Annotated in this window: 17 protein-coding genes; 9 read left to right on the forward strand and 8 right to left on the reverse strand. The window is 65.1% G+C overall.

The window, feature by feature from the left end; genetic code table 11:
* Positions 1 to 11: 11 nt before the first annotated feature.
* Positions 12 to 1,241, reverse strand: coding sequence for a cyclic di-GMP phosphodiesterase (locus AC07VY_RS17930; protein WP_495098630.1), 1,230 nt, complete (start codon positions 1,239 to 1,241; stop codon positions 12 to 14).
* Between the two features lie 140 nt (positions 1,242 to 1,381).
* Between AC07VY_RS17930 and recG the strand changes: the two genes are divergently transcribed.
* Positions 1,382 to 3,466 carry an ATP-dependent DNA helicase RecG gene (gene recG / locus AC07VY_RS17935; protein ID WP_495111357.1) on the forward strand — a complete coding sequence of 695 codons (2,085 nt, stop codon included), beginning with the start codon at positions 1,382 to 1,384 and terminating at the stop codon, positions 3,464 to 3,466.
* Here recG and AC07VY_RS17940 read toward each other — a convergent pair whose 3' ends face one another.
* On the reverse strand, positions 3,467 to 4,507 hold the full coding sequence (locus AC07VY_RS17940) for an alpha/beta hydrolase family protein (RefSeq protein WP_495098632.1): 1,041 nt from the start codon (positions 4,505 to 4,507) through the stop codon (positions 3,467 to 3,469).
* Positions 4,508 to 4,660: 153 nt separating this feature from the next.
* On the opposite strand from AC07VY_RS17940, the gene AC07VY_RS17945 reads away from it, so the two are divergent.
* The gene (locus AC07VY_RS17945) at positions 4,661 to 5,698 is read left to right on the forward strand and encodes a helix-turn-helix domain-containing protein (RefSeq protein WP_495098633.1); all 1,038 of its coding nucleotides are present in this window, start codon (positions 4,661 to 4,663) and stop codon (positions 5,696 to 5,698) included.
* On the opposite strand, the gene AC07VY_RS17950 is transcribed toward AC07VY_RS17945, so the two are convergent.
* Positions 5,690 to 6,922 carry an HD-GYP domain-containing protein gene (locus AC07VY_RS17950; RefSeq protein ID WP_495098634.1) on the reverse strand — a complete coding sequence of 411 codons (1,233 nt, stop codon included), beginning with the start codon at positions 6,920 to 6,922 and terminating at the stop codon, positions 5,690 to 5,692. The genes AC07VY_RS17945 and AC07VY_RS17950 overlap by 9 nt on opposite strands.
* Before the next feature lie 326 nt (positions 6,923 to 7,248).
* Here AC07VY_RS17950 and AC07VY_RS17955 point away from each other — a divergent pair, with 326 nt between their 5' ends.
* A complete protein-coding gene (locus AC07VY_RS17955; RefSeq protein WP_495098635.1) occupies positions 7,249 to 9,168 on the forward strand; it encodes a phosphatase PAP2 family protein in 1,920 nt (639 codons plus the stop codon).
* 17 nt (positions 9,169 to 9,185) lie between these two features.
* Here the strand turns inward: AC07VY_RS17955 and AC07VY_RS17960 are convergent, their stop codons facing one another.
* Positions 9,186 to 10,412, reverse strand: a complete 1,227-nt coding sequence (locus AC07VY_RS17960) for a cyclic di-GMP phosphodiesterase (RefSeq protein ID WP_495098636.1) — start codon at positions 10,410 to 10,412, stop codon at positions 9,186 to 9,188.
* A gap of 50 nt (positions 10,413 to 10,462) precedes the next feature.
* Positions 10,463 to 11,989: a methyl-accepting chemotaxis protein gene (locus AC07VY_RS17965; RefSeq protein WP_495098637.1), complete on the reverse strand. Its 1,527-nt coding sequence runs from the start codon at positions 11,987 to 11,989 to the stop codon at positions 10,463 to 10,465.
* A gap of 217 nt (positions 11,990 to 12,206) precedes the next feature.
* Between AC07VY_RS17965 and AC07VY_RS17970 the strand changes: the two genes are divergently transcribed.
* The 6 genes from AC07VY_RS17970 to fdhA all read left to right on the forward strand — a co-directional run bounded on the left by AC07VY_RS17970 (position 12,207) and on the right by fdhA (position 17,221).
* Positions 12,207 to 12,362, forward strand: coding sequence for a hypothetical protein (locus AC07VY_RS17970; RefSeq protein ID WP_495098638.1), 156 nt, complete (start codon positions 12,207 to 12,209; stop codon positions 12,360 to 12,362).
* A 64-nt stretch (positions 12,363 to 12,426) separates the two neighbouring features.
* On the forward strand, positions 12,427 to 13,380 hold the full coding sequence (locus tag AC07VY_RS17975) for a LysR substrate-binding domain-containing protein (RefSeq protein WP_495098639.1): 954 nt from the start codon (positions 12,427 to 12,429) through the stop codon (positions 13,378 to 13,380).
* Positions 13,381 to 13,397: 17 nt separating this feature from the next.
* Positions 13,398 to 14,285, forward strand: a complete 888-nt coding sequence (locus AC07VY_RS17980) for a Dyp-type peroxidase (protein ID WP_495098640.1) — start codon at positions 13,398 to 13,400, stop codon at positions 14,283 to 14,285.
* A gap of 66 nt (positions 14,286 to 14,351) precedes the next feature.
* A complete protein-coding gene (locus tag AC07VY_RS17985; RefSeq protein WP_495098641.1) occupies positions 14,352 to 15,275 on the forward strand; it encodes a UbiA family prenyltransferase in 924 nt (307 codons plus the stop codon).
* Positions 15,276 to 15,338: 63 nt separating this feature from the next.
* Entirely contained in the window at positions 15,339 to 15,842 is a 504-nt protein-coding gene (locus AC07VY_RS17990; protein ID WP_495098642.1) for a hypothetical protein, read from the forward strand.
* A gap of 176 nt (positions 15,843 to 16,018) precedes the next feature.
* Positions 16,019 to 17,221: a formaldehyde dehydrogenase, glutathione-independent gene (gene fdhA / locus AC07VY_RS17995; RefSeq protein ID WP_495098643.1), complete on the forward strand. Its 1,203-nt coding sequence runs from the start codon at positions 16,019 to 16,021 to the stop codon at positions 17,219 to 17,221.
* Between the two features lie 84 nt (positions 17,222 to 17,305).
* On the opposite strand, the gene AC07VY_RS18000 is transcribed toward fdhA, so the two are convergent.
* Genes AC07VY_RS18000 through AC07VY_RS18010 form a run of 3 tightly spaced genes read right to left on the reverse strand, consistent with a single transcriptional unit; the run spans position 17,306 to position 18,941 of the window.
* Positions 17,306 to 17,644, reverse strand: a complete 339-nt coding sequence (locus AC07VY_RS18000; RefSeq protein WP_495098644.1) for a TfoX/Sxy family protein — start codon at positions 17,642 to 17,644, stop codon at positions 17,306 to 17,308.
* Between the two features lie 16 nt (positions 17,645 to 17,660).
* Positions 17,661 to 18,536 (reverse strand): pyrroline-5-carboxylate reductase, encoded by an 876-nt coding sequence (gene proC / locus AC07VY_RS18005; RefSeq protein WP_495098645.1) that lies wholly within the window; start codon positions 18,534 to 18,536, stop codon positions 17,661 to 17,663.
* A gap of 27 nt (positions 18,537 to 18,563) precedes the next feature.
* Positions 18,564 to 18,941 carry an FKBP-type peptidyl-prolyl cis-trans isomerase gene (locus AC07VY_RS18010; protein WP_495098686.1) on the reverse strand — a complete coding sequence of 126 codons (378 nt, stop codon included), beginning with the start codon at positions 18,939 to 18,941 and terminating at the stop codon, positions 18,564 to 18,566.
* Positions 18,942 to 18,946 lie beyond the last annotated feature (5 nt).

Genomic DNA, 18,946 nt, shown 5'->3' on the forward strand with positions numbered 1-18,946 from the left:
GGCCTGGTGGGTTAGCTACCGCTGGCCCATAGCTCGTTCAGATCTGCGAAGTTCCAGAAGTCTGGGTTTTCGCGGCCGACGATCTTTTCTTTGGTGGTCGATGCGGCCAGGTCCACGACTTCCGGGGGGATGCGCATATCGGATTTGGTGGAGTAGAACACCTTGACCAGGGGCTTGAGCAGGCTGCTGGGGTTTTGCTCCGTCACCACGCCCAGGCGGCCCGACGCCAACTTGACCAGCGAGCCCACGGGGTAGATGCCCAGGCTTTTCACAAAGGCCTGGAACACCATCGGGTCCAGGTGGCCCGAGGTCCATTCGGCCATGCGCTTGATGGATTCAGCGGGGTCCCAGCCCTTTTTATAGGGTCGGTTGGAGGTGATGGCGTCGTACACATCGCAGACCGCGCCCATGCGCGCGAACAGGCTCATGGCGCCGCCCTTTTGCTGGTCGGGGTAGCCGGTGCCGTCGGTGCGTTCGTGGTGGTGCAACACCACGTCGAGTACGGTGTTGTCCACCGCCTGGCCTTCGACCAGCATGCTGTAGCCCTTCAGGGGGTGGGACTTGATGATGTCGAATTCGGCGTCGGTCAGCTTGCCGGGTTTGTTCAGCACCTCCATGGGCATCATGGCCTTGCCCAGGTCGTGTAGCAGGCCGGCCAGGCCCATGGAGCGGGTCTGCTCTTCGTTCAGGTGCATCTGGCGGGCCAGCGCGATCATCAACGCGCAGACGGCCACCGAGTGCATATAGGTGTAGTCGTCCACTGTTTTCAGGCGAGCCAGGCTGATCAGTGCGCCGGGGTTGCGGGCCACGGAGTCGGAGATTTCCTGCACCAGATGGCCCGCCAGCTCGGTATCCACGGCATTGCCCATCCGGGCTTCATGGAACATGGCGACCACGGCCTCCTTGGCCTTGTTGCAGATATTGGCGGCGCGTTTGAGTTCGGTCCTGGCGGAGGTGGGGGCGGTATCGCGGACAGGCCCATCCTCCAGGGTTGCGTCATCCTCCAAGCTGGCCATCATCGACTCGGCCTCGGCCACCGGGGCCTCGCCGGGGGCAATGTCCAGCCCCTTTTGGGTGTCGATCCACACTTCCTGGATGGCGCTGGCCTGGGCGCGGGCCAGATCCTGGGGGTCCGTCAGCACAAAATGGTTGCGCCAGAACGGGTGCTCCATCCAGGGCCCGCAAAAGCCATCAATGTGCATTCCTAGCGTCAGTTGTTGAACTTTGATTCGTTTGAGCATAGGACAAGAAAAACTCGCGAATGACGTGGTGCCCCCATCCGCATCACGGACTGGCTCGCATAGTATGGCCCAGGATGCTGTGCCCATCACCATAAAGTTTGCCGCGAAGCGCCATGGACAACAAGGCAAAATCCAGCCCCATGGTTGCCCCCCCCGCGAAGCTCAATCCTGCCCAGAAGGCCCTGCTCAAACTCGGATTGCACCGCGATATCGACCTGGCCCTGCATCTGCCGCTGCGCTATGAGGATGAAACCCGCATCATCCGCCTGGCCGATGCGCGCGAGGGCGAGACGGTGCAGATCGAGGCCACGGTCACGCACAGCGAGGTCACGCTGCACGGCCGCCGCCAGCTGGTGGTGACGGTGGATGACGGCAGCGACACCTGCCAGCTGCGCTTCTTCAGCTTCTACCCGTCGCACCAGAAGACCCTGTCCGTGGGCGCGCGGCTGCGCATACGTGGTGAGCTCAAGGGCGGCTTTATCGGCCGGCAGATGCTGCACCCGGTGTTCAAGCTGGCCGGTGGCGAGCTGCCCGATGCGCTCACACCGGTCTACCCCAGCACGGCGGGTCTGCCGCAGGCCTATCTGCGCCGTGCCGTGCTGGGCGGCCTGAAGCGCGCGCCCTTGTCGGAGACCCTGCCGCCCGGCGCTGCCGATGCGGATTTGCAGAAAATAGGCCGCCAGCGCATATGGAACCTGCGCGAGGCGCTATCTTTTTTGCACCACCCCACGCCCAATGTATCGCTGGCCGCGCTGGAAGACCGCAGCCACCCGGCCTGGCAGCGCCTGAAGGCGGAGGAGCTGCTGGCCCAGCAGCTCTCGCAGCTGCAGGCCAAGCGCGAACGCGACCGCCTGCGCGCGCCGCCGCTGCACCCGCTGCCCGGCGCACGGCTGCAGCAAGACCTGTTGGCTGCGCTGCCGTTTGGGCTGACCGGTGCGCAGCAGCGCGTGGGCGTGGAGATCGCCGCCGACCTGGCTTTGCCGGTGCCCATGCACCGCTTGCTGCAGGGCGACGTGGGCTCGGGCAAGACCGTGGTGGCTGCGCTGGCCGCCTGCATTGCGATGGATGCCGGCTGGCAGTGCGCGCTGATGGCGCCCACCGAAATCCTGGCCGACCAGCATTTCCGCAAGCTGGTGGGCTGGCTGGAGCCGCTGCTCACGCCTTTGGGCAAATGCGTGGCTTGGCTCACTGGTAGCCAGAAGACCAAGGCCCGGCGCGAGATGCTGGCCAAGATCGCTAGCGGCGAGGCCGCGCTGGTGGTCGGCACCCACGCCGTGATCCAGGACAAGGTGGAGTTCAAGAACCTGGCGCTGGCGCTGATCGACGAGCAGCACCGCTTTGGCGTGGCCCAGCGCCTGGCGCTGCGCAGCAAGCTGCAGGACGATGGCCTGGAGCCGCACCTGCTGATGATGACCGCCACCCCCATTCCGCGCACCCTGGCCATGAGCTACTACGCCGACCTGGAGGTGTCCACCATCGACGAGCTGCCGCCCGGGCGCACGCCCATCGTCACCAAGCTGGTGAACGACGCCCGGCGTGATGAGGTGATAGAGCGCATCCGCGCCCAGATCGACCAGGGCCGCCAGGTCTACTGGGTGTGCCCGTTGATCGAGGAAAGTGAGGCGCTGGATTTGGTCAACGCCACGCAGACCCATGCCGACCTGAGCGATGCCCTGCCCGGCGTGCTGGTCGGCCTGTTGCATTCGCGCATGGCGGTGGCCGAGAAAAAGGCGGTGATGGATATGTTCAACGAAGGCCTGATGGGTGTGCTGGTCAGCACCACGGTGATCGAAGTCGGCGTGGACGTGCCGAACGCCTCGCTGATGGTGATCGAACATGCCGAGCGCTTTGGCCTGAGCCAGCTGCACCAACTGCGCGGCCGGGTGGGGCGGGGCGCCGCCGCATCGGCCTGCGTGCTGCTGTACTCCACCGGCGACGCGCCGCGCCTGGGCGAGGTAGCCCGCGCCCGCCTGAAAGCTATGGCCGAGACCAATGACGGCTTCGAGATCGCCCGGCGCGATCTGGAAATCCGCGGCCCCGGCGAGTTCCTGGGTGCCCGCCAGTCGGGTGCCGCGCTGTTGCGCTTCGCCGACCTGGAGACCGACCGCGAGCTGCTGGACTGGGCTCGCGCCCTGGCCCCCACCATGCTGGACCGCTACCCGGCGCTGGCCGAGCAGCATGTGCAGCGCTGGCTGGGCAGCAAGGCCGAATACCTCAAGGCTTGATCAAGGGCTGAGCAAGGCCCTGGACACCAGCCACAGCAGCTCGGCATGGATGTCCGTCCGCGTGCGGCTGCCGCCGTCGTCGCACAGCGGGTCGGGGTCGCCCTCTTCGGCCAGGATGGCCCGGCCATTGGCCTGGCATTCGCCCAGAAAGCTGAAGTGGATGGCGTCAGGCACCGTGGCGTAGCTCGACCCGGGAATGGCCTGCGCCAGGGGTGCCGCCGCAACGGCCCGGGGATGGGTGCCGGGTCGGCCCAGGTTGATGATGTGCACCGGTACCGTGATGCTGCGTAGGCTGTCCACTTCAAAGGCCTGGGCCAGACCGGGGTCGATGGTAATGGCCTGCTGGATGCGCGGGTCTTTGAAGGACTGGCCGAAGCGCGTGGCGTCCAGCTGTCGCAGGCCCACCGGGCTGCCGGCCAGCCAGCGGCATTCGCCCAGGCGCACAGTCATGGCGGCCGGGTCCTCGCAGTAGCGGGCATAGCGATCCAGATTCACCCGGGCGCCGGCCAGCGCCAGTGCGGTGTGGCCACCCAGTGAGAAGCCCAGCACGGCTACCCGGTTTGGCTGGATGCGAGCCTGCCAGTCCGGCTGGGCCAGCAGGGCTGTGAGCACGGCCGAGATGTCGGCCGGCCTCTCCCAGATGCGCATGGTGGCTTCCGGAGTGGAGTTTCCCGTCGTGGTGCCGGGGTGGTTGGTCGCGGCCACGATGTAGCCTTGCTGGGCCAGCGGCCCGGCCAGCCAGCCCATACTGGCCGCATTCCCTCCGGAGCCGTGCGACAGCAGCAATAGCGAGTAGCGGCCTGGCGCCACGGGTGCATCCTGGCGCGCCGGTGTGCCTTTGAACAAGCGGTTTTCGCCCACCAGCAGGGTCTGGCCGCCCGGTGCTGCGGGGTACCACAGCAGCACTTCCAGCGGGCGTTCACGGGCCGGGGCTGGTAGGTACAAGCGTTGCAGGCCGGGGGCGTCTTGCGACCAGACGCAGGGCGCGATGCAGACCAGGCAGAGCAGCAGATACCGCCAGCGGGAGAAGATCAGAGTCATGGTGTTTCCTCAGGTAGAGTGGGCGCGCCGGCGGCTTGCCGGCAGCCGACCAAGAATGGCGTTTGCCCCCCGTTTTGGCGCCCTGCAAGCGGATAGAGGCCGACCTGGAACGCGATCCAGGCCTTTCGATTGACTGATTTACCGATTCCATCCATGTTTTTTGTTCCTCTTCCGTTTGTTGTGGCCTTGGTGCTGGTGTATTTGCTGGCGCAGATGACCTGGCGCCAGGGCACCGTGGTGCTGGCGAACCGGCGCTTTCGTTTGTTGCTGGGCGGCTATGCCTTGCTGTCCGTGCTGATAGGCCTGCGCTGGGGCTATGGCGTGAAGACGCTGCTGCCGCTGCAGGCGACTCTGGCCGTGGCGCTGGCGGCATGGGCCTGGTGTTGTTACCAGAGTTTGGCCGCAGTCCCGGCCCCCCGCTGGCAGTGGTTGCACGGCTTGCCTGCGGTGCTGGTCGTGCTGTTGTTTGCGGTCTGGCCTGATGGGGTGGACGCCGCCGTGGTGCTTGCCTATCTGGCTTACGGCCTGGTCTTGTTACGGCTGGCGCGGCGTGGGCCGGATGCGCTGGGCCTGGCCCGGCTGGACGAAGCCTTGCTGGCGCACCGTGCGCTGTGGGCTACGGCCGTGCTGTTGCTGATGTCGGCGCTGGCCGATGTGTTCATTGCCTGGGACATACGGCACAACGCCGGCAGCTACAGCGCAGCCCTGGTGGGGGCGGGCCAGTTGCTGATGCTCTTGCTGTGCGGCTACGCCGCCTCGGTGGCAGCAGACAGCCTGCCAGATGCTGAGAACAAGCCCGAGCCCGTGGCAGACACGCCAGCGCCAGCGGCCGAACAGCTGGCGGATGGTCCCCGCATCCGCGATGCGCTCAATGCGCTGCTGCAGCAACAGCCGCTGTACCTGCAGCCCGACCTGAACCTGCTGCGCCTGGCGCGCAAAAGCGGCATCCCTGCGCGCCAGATTTCAGCGGCCATCAACCAGGTGGAGGGCAAGAACGTGTCCCAGTACGTCAACGACTTTCGGGTCCAGCATGTCTGCCGCTTGCTCTTGACTACCGAGCAGACCGTGACCGACGCCATGCTGGCCAGCGGCTTCCAGACCAAGTCGAACTTTCAGCGTGAATTTCGCCGTGTGACGGGCACCACGCCGCAGCTGTGGCGGCAGGCGCAGAAGGGCAAGCTCTCAGAGTGACGCGGGTTCAAAGCCCGACCACAGCGGGTTCAGGTCCGGGAACTGCCATTGCTGCGGGTCTTCGCGGGCGATGATTTTTTCCTTGCAATCGGGCGCGGTCAGGTCGATTAAAAAGGGCGGCAAACGCAGGTTGGATCTGGTGGAGAAAAACACCTTCACCACCGGCTTGAGCAGCGCGCCTTCGCTTTGCGCGGTGACCACGCCGATGCGCCCGGAGGTGAGCCGTACCAGCGAGCCCGTGGGGTAGATACCCCGGCTTTTCACAAAGGCCTGGAACATCCGGCCGTCCAAATGGCCGTTGGTCCAGCTGGCCATCTTGCGTAGCGCCTCGGATGGGTCCCAGCCCTTTTTGTAGGGCCGGTCGGAGGTGATGGCGTCGTAGACGTCGCAGATGGCGCCCATCCTGGCCAGCAGGCTGATTTCGTCGCCTTTCAGTCCATCGGGGTAGCCGCTGCCGTCAGCCTTTTCGTGGTGGTGCAGCACGATATCCAACACCATGGCGTCCACGCTGGGGTCGTTCAGCAGCATTTTGTGGCCCTCTACCGGGTGGGCTTTGATGACGGCGAACTCGGCGTCGGTCAGCTTGCCGGGTTTGTTCAGCACATCCAACGGCATGGCGGCCTTGCCCAGGTCATGCAGCAGGCCGCCCATGCCCGCGCAGCGGGTTTGCTCATCGTTCAGCTGCAGCTGCAGCGCCAATGCCACCATCAAGGCGCACACGGCGACCGAATGCATATAGGTGTAGTTGTCGGCCGTTTTCAGCCGGGTCAGGCTGACCATGGCGTCCGAATTGCGGGCGATGGAGTCGGATATCTCCTGTACCACCTGTCGGGCCAGGGTGGAGTCCACCTTTTTGCCCAATTGGGCGTCCTGGAAGATGTCCACCATGGCCTGGCGGGACTTGTTGCAGATCTCGGCGGCGCGGACATATTCCACGGCGGCGGGCGTGGGGCGGGTGTCACGTACCGGCGCCGGCAAGGGGGTGGGCAGGGTGGGGGAGGGCGCTATGCGGGCCTCCGCGGTTTCGGACTCGGGGGCTACGTCCAGGCCTTTGCTGGTGTCTATCCAGACTTCCTGCACATTGCTGTTGCGCACGCGCTCCAGGTCCTTGGGGTCGCTCAGCACGAAGTGGTTGCGCCAGAACGGGTGCTCCATCCAGGGGGCACAAAAACCATCGATGTGCATCCCCAGGATAAGGTGTTGAACGTGGATTCGTTTGAGCATGGTTCTTGGTAGCACGTAACAAAAGGGCGGCGGACCCGCAGGCGCCTCCCGGTACACGCCTGCGCCGGCAAGTATGGCGCAGGATGGGCGATTTGCCGTGTTCAAGCCGCGCTGAAGTTCCTGTGCTTTGTGGAGAAAATCGCGGTTTGCGCAGGTAATGCCTGCGTAAGTTGCTATATTTTTTGATGGTACTGCTGGGGCGGGCATGCGTCATGCCTGCGTCACGAAGCGCTTTTATTGTCCTGGGCTGGCATGCCTTTGCAGCTGCTTTCCGATGCCGGGCCTCTCGGGCCGCCGGCGCTTTTTGACGCTTTGGACCCTTCCCCATGCAGACCCCTTTCCGATTCCTGCCCCGTACCTTGTGCGCCGCCATGGCCGTGGGCTTTTTGTTGGCCGGTTGCGGCGGCGGCGATACGCCGTGGACCACGCCAGCCGCGCCCACCGGCTTGGGCACGGTGGACACCGCAGCGGTGGCCAACGAGACCACGGTGCTGCCGTTTGTGGACTATGCCGCCACCAATGTGCGTGGCGACGGCTGCCATGCCACGCTGGATACCAATGCGGGCGTGCGCGTGCTCAGCGGCTTTTTGGATCTGTGGACCCCGGCCACGCTGCTGGTGGATGCTGGCGTGACCGTGGCAGCCACTGGCAGCTGCCCCGCCATCACTGCCTATACCGGCACTGGCATGGACGGCACGGTGAAGAACGCCACCGTATTGAACGCCAACGTGCAGTACGCCATTGACGTGACCACCGCGCGTACCGCCGACCAGGCCTCCGCCGCCTATTTTGATGACCGTCGTGGCAAGGGCTATAGCGTGACCGATGGCCTGGGCCCGCTCACCGCCGCCTGGCGCACAGCCGCGCAGCAAACCACCACCATCACCAGCGTGCCGGCCGACGCCACCACCGTGCTGTACACCGATGGTGGCAACAACACCGGCGTGGGCGGCTCCAGCAACACCAGCTTCGGCAGCGTGGTGGACTTTGTCGGCCTGATGGGCACGAACGCATCCACCGAGCCGGCCAAGCGCTTCTACAAATACGCGCGCCCCTGGCGCTGGAGCAGCAGCGTGGTGGTGGTGCCCGCACTGGTGCCGGCCAAGGGCTCCCCAGCCGCTACCGATGGCGGCTACCCCAGCGGCCACACGGCCGAAGGCGTACGTGATGCGCTGGCCATGGCCTATGTGATGCCCGAGCGATTCCAGGAGATGGTGGCCCGTGCGCTGGAGCTGGGCAATAACCGCATCCTGGCGGGTATGCATTCGCCGCTGGACGTGATCGGTGGTCGCATCCTGGGCCAGGCCTCGGCGGTTGGCAACTTGTACGCTGCGAGCGCCAGTACCCGCAAGGCGGCGTATGACCAGGCCCACAGCGTGCTGATGTCCGCAGCCGGCACCAGCGACCTGACCAGCTTCTACAGCTATGCCCACTCCGGCAGCAACGACCGCTTTGCCGACAGCGCCGCCACCAAGGCCGCCGCCCTGACGCGCCTGACCTTTGGCTTCTCCCCAATTGCTGCCACTACCGCCGTGGCGAACGTGCCCAAGGGTGCGGAAGTGCTGCTGGAAACGCGTTTGCCCTACCTCAGCGCCGACCAGCGCCGCGTGGTGCTCAAGACCACGGCCCTCAGCGCGGGCTACCCTGCGATGGACGATGCCGAAGGCTATGGCCGCCTGAACCTGGTGGCTGCAGCCGACGGCTTTGGTGCCTTCAATGGCGACGTCAGCGTCACCATGGACGCCAGCCTGGGCGGCTTCAACGCGGCCGACACCTGGCGCAACGACATCAGCGGCGCGGGCCTGCTGACCAAGCTCGGCAGCGGCACGCTGGGCCTGAGTGGCAACAACAGCTACAGCGGCGGCACTGTGCTGAACGCCGGCACCCTGGTGGCTAGCTCCGCCAAGGCCCTGGGCAGCGGCGATGTGTACCAGAGCGGTGGCGTGTTGCGCGTCACGGCGGCCAGCCCTTTGGCATTGGGCAAGCGCTTCACCCAGACCGGTGGTACTTTGCAGCTGGTGTTGGCCACGGCTAGCCAGGGCACGCTGGCCGTGGCCAGCGACATCACCCTGGGTGGCAACCTGGCGGTCAGTTTTGGCTACCAGCCTGTGGTGGGTGACCTGGTGACCGTGCTGTCCAGCAGCGGTGCCGCCTTGCATGGCCGTTTCGCCAGTATCACGGTGGATGGCCATAGCGTCACGCCGGTCTACAGCGTCAACGGTTTGCAGCTACGCATCAACTCCTGAGATTGCTGCGGAGGCCGCTAGATGAACCCGGACCAGAGTGACTCCTGGTCCGGGAAGCGCCAGTAGTCGGGGTCTTCGCGGGCGGCGATTTTCTCGGTGCAGCCCGCTGCGGCCAGGTTCACCAGTTCGGGGCGTATGCGCATGTCTGACTTGGTGGAGAAGAACACCTTCACCACCGGCTTCAGCAGAGTGCCCGGGCTTTGCTCGGTCACCACGCCTATGCGCCCCGAGCTGAGCCGCACCAGCGCGCCCACCGGGTAGATGCCCATGCGTTTCACAAAGGCCTGGAAGATGCGCGGGTCCAAGTGGCCCTTGGTCCATTCGGCCATGCGCTGCAGCGCCAGAGACGGGTCCCAGCCCTTGTTGTAAGGGCGGGTCGAAGTCACGGCGTCATAGACATCGCAGATGGCGCCCATGCGGGCCGATAGGCTGATGGCTTCGCCTTTCAGACCATCCGGGTAGCCCGTGCCATCCATTTTTTCATGGTGGTGCAGCACCACGTCCAGCGCCATCGGGTCGGCGGCCAGGCAATCCATCAGGATCCGGTAGCCCTCCTTGGGGTGGGCCTGGATGGTGGCGTATTCGGCGTCGGTCAGCTTGCTGGGCTTGTTGAGTACGTCGGTGGGCATCACGGCCTTGCCCATGTCGTGCAGCAGGCCGGCCAGGCCCATGGAGCGGGTCTGCGACTCGTCCAGCTCCAGCTGGCCCGACAGCGCCACCATCAGCGCGCAGACCGCTACCGAATGCATATAGGTGTAGTCGTCGGCGGTCTTCAACCGGGCCAGGCTGACCATGGCGTCTGGGTTGCGCAACACCGAATCGGTGATGTCTTGCACCAGCGCCTGTGCCAGTTCGGTATCCACCGCATGGCCCATCCGGGCCTCCTGGAAGATGGCGGCCACCACCTGTTTGGCCTTGCTGCAGATCTGCGCGGCGCGTGCATATTCCACCGCGGTGGCGGTGGGGGCGGTGTCGCGCTGCGGTGGTGTTGCGGGCTCCTGCGCGATGGGCGCGGCTGGGGGGCGTGGAGTGGCGGCTGCGGGGGCCGGACCGGCCTCCACATCCAGGCCCTTGCTGGGGTCTATCCATACCTCTGCGACCTTGCTGGCGTGGATGCGTGCGATATCGGCCGGGTCCGCCAGCACGAAATGGTTGCGCCAGAAAGGGTGGTCCATCCACGGCGCGCAAAAACCGTCGATGTGCATACCCAGGCGCAGCTGCTGGACGGGTATGCGCTTCAGCATGGGCCGCCTGGGGGAGCTTGCTTAGAACGTCGACACGCTCTAGTAAATGCCTAACCGAAGCGGAACACCGCCACGGCGTCTTTCAGATGGTCGGCCTGCTCCTTCAGGCTGCTGGCGGCTGCGGCGCTTTCTTCCACCATGGCCGCGTTCTGCTGCGTCATATGGTCCAGCTCGGCGACCGAATGGTTGATGTGCGACAGCTCCTGGCTTTGCCGTTCGGTGGAGTCCGCAACCTCCTGCAGCAGACCGGCCACAGCCTGCACGCTTTGCACCAGGTCACCGATGGAGCCGCCGGCGGCGGTGGCCAGGGTCACGCCGGCATTCACGTTCTGCACGCTGTTGGCGATCAGGCCGCGAATCTCTTGTGCAGCGGTGGCACTACGCTGCGCCAGGGTGCGCACTTCGTTGGCCACCACGGCAAAACCGCGGCCGTTCTCGCCGGCGCGTGCGGCTTCCACGGCCGCGTTCAGCGCCAGGATATTGGTCTGGAAGGCGATGCTGTCGATCACGGCGGTGATCTCGGCGATCTTGCTGCTGCTGGAGGCCATTTGCTGCATGCTGGCTACCAGCTCATTCATTTGCGCGCTGCGCTGCACGGCGTTGGCACTGGCGCTCTTGGCCAGCTGGCTGGCCTGGGTGGCGTTGTGGGCGTTGTTGTGCACGGCCGAAGTCATCTGCTCCATGGTGGAGGCGGTCTTTTGCAGGGTGCCGGCCTGTTGCTCGGTGCGCACGCTGAGGTCATTGTTGGCGGAGGCGATTTCGCCCGAGCCCAGTTGCACGGCCTCGGCCGAGGTCTGGATGCTGGACAGCGTGGTACGCAGGCGCTCGCACATGCTTTCCTGGGCGCCAAACAACTGCTCCAGCTCACCCTGGACCTTGACCGTGCTGCGTGCCGTCAGGTCACCCTGGGCTACGGCATGGGCCATGCGCACGGCTTCCATCAGCGCGCGGCGGATGCCGCTGGACAGGCGCCAGGCCACCACACCGCCCACGGCGCAGGCCAGTATGCCCAGCAGCAGCATGGCGCGGATGCCGTTGGCGCGTTCCACCTCGGCGGCGGCGCGGCCCTGGTCCATCTGTTCCTGCTGGTGTTGTGCCAACGTTTCCAGCAGGTCCTGGTAGGTGCGTACGGCAGGGGCGAACTTGTCGTAGAACTCAGAGCGCATGAAGTCGCTGGAGCCCGAGGCCACCGCGTCCATGAAGTCCTTGGTGGCAGCAGTAAAGTTTGTATGCGCTTTGCTGATGGGGGCCTGCGCGTCGTCGCGCTTGGCATAGGCGGCGTACAGTGCCGTGATGCGGGCCGTGCCGCTATTGAGCTCCTCCACCAGGGGCTTGAGCTTTTCCGGGTCGCTGGTGACGAGCACGCCGTTGGCCGTCAAGGCGTTGCGCCCCAGCAGTGTTTGCCATTGCCGGGCCTCGCGCTCGCGGGCTGCCAGGTTGTCGATGAGGTGGTCCGAGGTGGCACCCAAGCGGTTCATTTGCACCCAGGCCACTCCGATGTTCAGGGCCATAAAGACCAATAGCGCGGCAAAACCGCAGGCCAACCGTCCGCTGATCGTGTTCGGAATAAGTCTCATCGATACGCCTCCAAATACATGTTATTGGCAGTCTGTTGCCGGTCGCCAGATGAAATCGTGACCCCACCCAGTGGGTATGCGGGGGCCTATTTTGAACGTATTTTTTCGGGCTTCGGGCCGATTTCAGTACCTGTGTACGAAATGGTACACAGTCTAAATCGGGCGTGAGGGTACAGGTTTTATGATGCGGCCTGTTTTTTCAATAAGTGGGGCGTGTATGCGGCGATGGATGTGGGTGGTGGCCATGGCGATGGCGTGCAGTGGCTGCGCCGTGGTGGCTGTGGCCGACGCCGTGGTGACCACCGGCGCCGTCATCGTCAAGACCGGCGTGAAAGCCACTGGCGCGGTGATTGACGCCGTGATTCCTGATTAGCTTCGCCTGTATCGCCCTGGCAAAGGGGGTGCACAGAGCCTTGGACCGGTAGACAATACAGCCCATGACCCTCACCGAACTCAAATACATCGTGGCCGTGGCCCGCGAGAAGCACTTTGGCAAGGCGGCCGATGCCTGCTTCGTGTCGCAGCCTACGCTGTCGGTGGCGATCAAGAAGCTGGAAGAAGAACTGGACGTGAAGCTCTTTGAGCGCAGCGCCAACGAGGTCACCATCACCCCGCTCGGTGAAGAGATCGTGCGCCAGGCGCAAAGCGTGCTGGAGCAGGCCGCCAACATCAAGGAAATCGCCCAGCGCGGCAAAGACCCACTGGGCGGCGCGCTGCGCCTGGGCATCATCTACACCATTGCCCCGTATCTGCTGCCCGACCTGGTCCGGCAGGTCATCAGCCGCACGCCGCAAATGCCGTTGATGCTGCAGGAAAACTTCACCGTCAAGCTGCTGGAAATGCTGCGCATGGGCGAGATTGACTGCGCCATCATGGCCGAGCCTTTCCCCGACACCGGCCTAGCCGTGGCGTCGCTGTACGACGAGCCCTTCATGGTCGCCGTGCCCACCAGCCACCCGCTGGCGCTGCTGCCCGGCGTCACCTCCGACCAGCTCAAGGCCGAGACCATGCTGCTGCTGGGAAACGGCCATTGCTTCCGCGACCACGTGCTGGAGGTGTGCCCCGAGTTCGCTCGCTTTTCCAGCGGCGCCGAGGGCATACGCAAGAGCTTCGAGGGCTCGTCGCTGGAGACCATCAAGCACATGGTGGCCGCTGGCATGGGCATCACCCTGGTGCCGCGTCTGAGCGTGCCCAAGGCCGCCCTGGCCGCCAAGCCGCGCCGTGGCCGCGACGAGGACCCCTATGTGCGCTACCTGCCGTTCGACGGCGAGCCGCCCATGCGCCGTGTGGTGCTGGCCTGGCGGCGCAGCTTCACCCGTTACGAGGCGATTGCCGCCCTGCGCAACGCCATCTATGCCTGCGAACTGCCGGGCGTGAAACGCTTATCCTGATCTTTGTGGAGCATTCTGTGGAATTTGCACAAGCCGGCATCTTGCAAGCCGTACCCGCCCATGGGCGTTACCTGTTTTTCTCCATCCCGGCCCAAACCAGTGCAGACACCCTGCGTGCCGCGCTGCAGCGCCTGGTGGACCAGGTCGATGGCCGCCGCGTTGTCGCCGGCCTGGGTGTCACGCTGGTGCAGGCCCTGGGGGCTGAGGTACCCGGCCTGCGGCCCATGCCCGACATGTCTGGCCACGGCGTGCAGGTGCCCAGCACGCCCGTGGCGTTGTGGTGCTGGCTGCGTGGCGCAGCGCAAGGCGAGCTGGTGCTGCAGGCCCGCGCCATCGAAAAAGCCCTGGCCCCGGCCTTCCACCTGGACCGCGTGCTCGACGGCTTTCGCCACGGCGACCCGGCGGCCGAGCATGGCCGCGACCTGACCGGCTTTGAAGACGGCACCGAAAACCCCGAGGGCGCCGAGGCTGTGGCCGCCGCACTGCAAGAGGACGGCTCCAGCTTTGTCGCCGTGCAGCAATGGGTGCACAACCTGGACGCCTTCGACGCACTCGGCACGGACGGGCAAAACAAGGCCATGGGCCGGCGCATGTCCGACAACGAGGAGCTGGACGACGCGCCGATTTCGGCCCACGTGAAGCGTACGGCGCAAGAAAGCTTCAGCCCCGAAGCCTTTGTGCTGCGCCGCTCCATGCCCTGGGCTGTGGGCCACCAGTGCGGCCTGTTCTTCGTGGCCTTCGGCGCCACCCTGGATGCGTTCGAAGCCCAGATGCGCCGTATGGCCGGGCAGGAGGACGGCGTGGTCGATGCCACCTTCAGCTACTCCAAGCCGGTCTCCGGCGCCTACCTGTGGTGTCCGCCGGTGCTGCAGGGCAAGCTGGACCTGCGGCAACTCGGCCTGTAAGTCTGTTTACTACATAAATCGTAGCTGCCAGCGCAGGTTCTACCTGCGCTGGCAGCCTGTTTGGCTATGAAATCTGTGCGTCTTTACCTGCAACTGATCCGCTGGGATCGCCCGGCTGGCTGGCTGCTCTTGCTCTGGCCCACCCTCAGCGCGCTGTGGGTGGCGGCGGGGGGCTTCCCGGGCTGGCATCTGCTGGCGGTGTTCACCCTGGGCACCATCCTGATGCGCAGTGCCGGCTGCTGCGTGAACGACGTGGCCGACCGCGAGTTCGACAAGCATGTCAAGCGCACGGCCCAGCGGCCGGTGACCAGCGGCGCGCTGTCGGTGGGGGCTGCGCTGCGCTTTGGCGCGCTGCTGGCCATCGCCGCGTTTACGCTGGTGCTGACCACCAATGCGGTCACCGTGGTCTGGTCGTTTGCCGCGCTGGCCGTGGCCCTGGTCTATCCGTATGCCAAGCGCTATGTGTCCATGCCGCAGGCCGTCCTGGGCGTGGCCTTTAGCTTCGGTATCCCGATGGCGTTTTCTGCCGTGCGGGGTGGGCCGGCCTGGCAGGTGTTCAGCGCCGCCGGCTGGGCCGGCTTCAGCCTGGCGGCCTGGTGGCAGAGCGTGCCACCTCTGGCCTGGGTCTTGTTGCTGGGCAACCTGTTCTGGGTGCTGGCCTACGACACCGAATACGCGATGGTCGACCGCGACGACGACCTGAAGATCGGCATGAAGACGTCGGCCATCACCCTGGGCCGCTTCGACGTGGCGGGCGTCATGGCCTTCTACGCAATTTACTTGCTGATTTGGCTGCTGGCGCTTGAACCGTATGTGCAAGGCGCTATCTTTTACGTAGCAATCGGGGTGGCGGCGCTGCAGGCGCTATGGCACTGGACCCTGATCCGCAGCCGCCAGCGCGATGGCTGCTTCAAGGCCTTCCGCCTGAACCACTGGGTCGGGTTTGCGGTGTTTGTCGGCGTGGCCGGCGGCAGCTACGCTTTCGGCTGAGCCTTCTTTTTCGGTTTCGTTTTGGGTTGTGGTTTGGGCTTGGGTTCGGGCAGCGCGTGGGCCGTGACCTGCAATTCGAGCGAGCAGGACTTCCAGTACTGCAAAAAAATGGCCGCCGATTGGGGCGCCAAGACCGGCAACACGTTGCAGCTGCTGAGCATTCCCCAGTCGTCCAGCGACATCCTGGGTCTGTTTCGCCAGATGTTTGCGGCCAAGGCTGACAAGCTCGATGCGCTGCAGATCGATGTGGTTTGGCCCGGCATTCTGAAAGACCAATTGCTTGACCTCGGGCCCTATACCAACGGCGTGGAAAAGAACTACTTCCCCTCCATGGTGGCCAACAACACGGTCAACGGCAAGCTGCTGGCCCTGCCTTGGCTGACCGATGCCGGCGTGATGTTCTACGTAAGGACCTGCCGGCCAAGTACAACGAAGTCTCGGCCGCGTTCTGGAGCGCCACGCACGAGGTGCTGTCGGGCAAGTCCACGGGCGCGGCCAGCCTGCAGAAGCTGGAAGGCCGGATCGATGCCATCCGCCGCGGGCCCAGCTGGTAAGGCCTCGCGCTAAGAACGTGAACACGTTCTTACGAAAACTTACCGGCGCATGGACCTAACTGGCCGATTGGTGTCGCAATTTGGCCAGAGCCACCATTCCTCCGCACTACGATGGGGCACGCGTCTGTCCGCAGGGCAGATGGCGTATCCATATTCACGTGTGTATGAAGAACAAAGGAGACAAACGCTATGTCAGATAACCGAGGTGTTGTGTACCTGGGGCAAAACCAGGTCGAGGTGCAATCCATACCCTTCCCCAAGCTCATCAACCCGTTGGGCCAGAAGGCCGAGCACGGGGTGATTTTGAAAGTGCTGTCCACCAATATCTGCGGTTCCGACCAGCATATGGTGCGCGGCCGCACCACTGCCATGTCCGGCCTGGTGCTGGGCCATGAAATCACCGGCGAGGTGCTGGAAGTGGGACGCGACGTGGAGACCCTCAAGAAGGGCGACCTGGTGTCCGTGCCCTTCAACGTGGCCTGCGGCCGCTGCCGCACCTGCAAGGAGCAGCACACCGGCGTCTGCCTCAGCGTGAACCCCTCGCGTGCTGGTGGTGCTTACGGCTATGTGGACATGGGTGGCTGGATCGGCGGCCAGGCCGAGTACGTCATGGTGCCCTACGCCGACTTCAACCTGCTGAAGTTCCCCGACCGTGATCGCGCCTTGGCCAAGATCCGGGACCTGACCTGTCTGTCCGACATCCTGCCTACCGGTTACCACGGAGCGGTGACCGCCGGCGTGGGCCCGGGCAGCACGGTCTATGTGGCCGGTGCCGGCCCGGTCGGCCTGGCTGCTGCCGCATCTGCACGTCTGCTGGGTGCTGCTGTGGTGATCGTTGGTGACGTGAACCCGGCCCGCCTGGTGCATGCGCGCAAGGTCGGTTTTGAAACCGTCGATCTGTCGCAGGACGTGAGCCTGGCCGACCAGATCGCCGCCATCCTGGGTACGCCCGAGGTGGACAGCGCTGTGGATGCCGTCGGCTTCGAAGCCCGCGGCCACGGCCACGCCGGATCGCAAGGCGAAGCGCCCGCCACCGTGCTGAATTCGCTGATGGAGATCACCCGCGCGGCCGGCAAGATCGGCATCCCCGGCCTGTACGTGACGGACGATCCGGGCGGTGTCGACAAGGCCGCCAAGAGCGGCGCCCTGAGCCTGCGCTTCGGCCTGGGCTGGGCCAAGTCGCACAGCTTCCATACCGGCCAGACTCCGGTGATGAAGTACAACCGCGCGCTGATGCAAGCCATCCTGTGGGACCGCATCCACATCGCCGACATCGTCGGCGTGCAGGTCATCTCGCTGGACGACGCACCCAAGGGCTATGCCGAGTTCGACGCCGGTGCGCCCAAGAAGTTTGTGATCGACCCGCACCAGCAGCTGCGCATGGCGGCTTGAATCGGTTTGTGAGGTTGGGGTGAAATAGGCTGCTAGCGCAGGTACTACCTGCGCTAGCAGCTATTTTTTATGTAGCAATCGGTTTCAGGCCTTGGGCTTACGCGGCTTGGCTGGCTTGGGTTCGGGCAGCGCATCGGCGGTGGTGCGCACCAGTTGGCACAGCCATTCGCGTTCGTCCCAGGTGTCGGGCGTGATCAGCAGGTAGGGCTTGGCGCCAGGGTAGGGGAAGCCTTCGGTGGGCGCGGGAATCAGGCCACGGCCCTCGGGGGTGGGCTTGAGGAAGAGCTGGTCGTCGCAGACAAAGCCCACCGGTTTGCCGGCCAGGTAGATGCAGTACTCACCGAACATCTTGCGGGCCGTGACGGGGCCCGCAGTGGTCAGCTGGTCCAGCAGGAAGTCGATCGTGCTTTGCTGCGTGGCCATGGTGCGGTGGGCTGGTTTACTCGCCGAACTCGTCACCCAACTCGTGGGCGCGGTGTTGCGCGGCCTGCATGGCGCGGATGAAGTGCGCTTTCACCTCGCTCTGGTCCATGGAGGTGGTGGCAGCAAAAGTGGTGCCGCCCTTGGAGGTGACGCGCTGGCGCAGGATTTCGGGCGGCTCGTTGGACGCATGGGCCAGGGCCGACGCGCCATAGAAGGTGCCCACGGCCAGCTTGTGGGCCTGGGCGCGGCTCAGACCCATGTCGGCGCCAGCCTGGATCATGGCTTCGATGAAATAGAACACATAGGCCGGGCCGGAGCCAGACAGGGCGGTGACCGCGTCCAGCTGGGTCTCGTCGCCCACCCACAGGCTTTCACCGGTGGCGGCCAGCACTTTTTCGATGACATGGCGGTCGCTGTCGGTCACGGCGTCGCGGGCGAACAGGGCGGTCATGCCCTTGCCGATCAGCGCGGGGGTATTCGGCATGGCGCGCACGATGCGCTCGCTGTCCAGCCAGCGGGCGATGCTGCTGCTGCGGATGCCGGCGGCCACGCTGAGGTGCAGGGCCTGCTTGGTGTGGAAGCGGGCTTGCAGGGCAGCGTCCTTGAACACCTGGGGTTTGACGGCCCAGACCACGGTGCGGGCGCTGGCCAGTGCGGGGCCGGGCATTTCATGGGCCACCACGGCGAAGTCGGCCAGCAGTTTGTTGCGGGCTTCCTCCCAGGGCTCGACGACCACGATGTGGTTCGCCGGCACGCCTTTTTTGATCAGCCCGCCGATGATGGCGCTGGCCATGTTGCCGCCGCCAATGAAGGCGATGTGCTCATGCGCAGCGGTGCTGCCACGGGGGTCGGAGGTGGAGGTTGTGTCTTGCGTGGCCAGGGAGGGTGCCATGGTGGGTCCAAAAATCCAGAGAGAAATTTACTTGCCGTTGATGGCCAGCAGCTCGACTTCAAATTGCAGTGTGGCGTTGGGCGGAATGACGCCGCCGGCGCCACGTTCACCGTAGGCGATGCTGGCCGGGCAGGTCAGTTTGGCCTTGCCGCCGACCTTGATGCGCTGCACGCCTTCGGTCCAGCATTTGATGACGCCATTGAGCGGGAATTCGATGGGTTCGCCGCGTTTATAGGAGCTGTCGAATTCCTTGCCGTCCAGGAAGGTGCCACGGTAATGGACCTTGACTTTGTCACTGGCCGTGGGGCTGGCGCCGGTGCCGTCCTTGAGCGAGCGGAACACCAGGCCACTGGATGTGACGACGGCGCCGGGCTCTTTGGCAGCATCGGCGGCGTCTGTTGCCATGGCGC

It is taken from the genome of Rhodoferax sp. GW821-FHT02C08 (assembly GCF_059421805.1).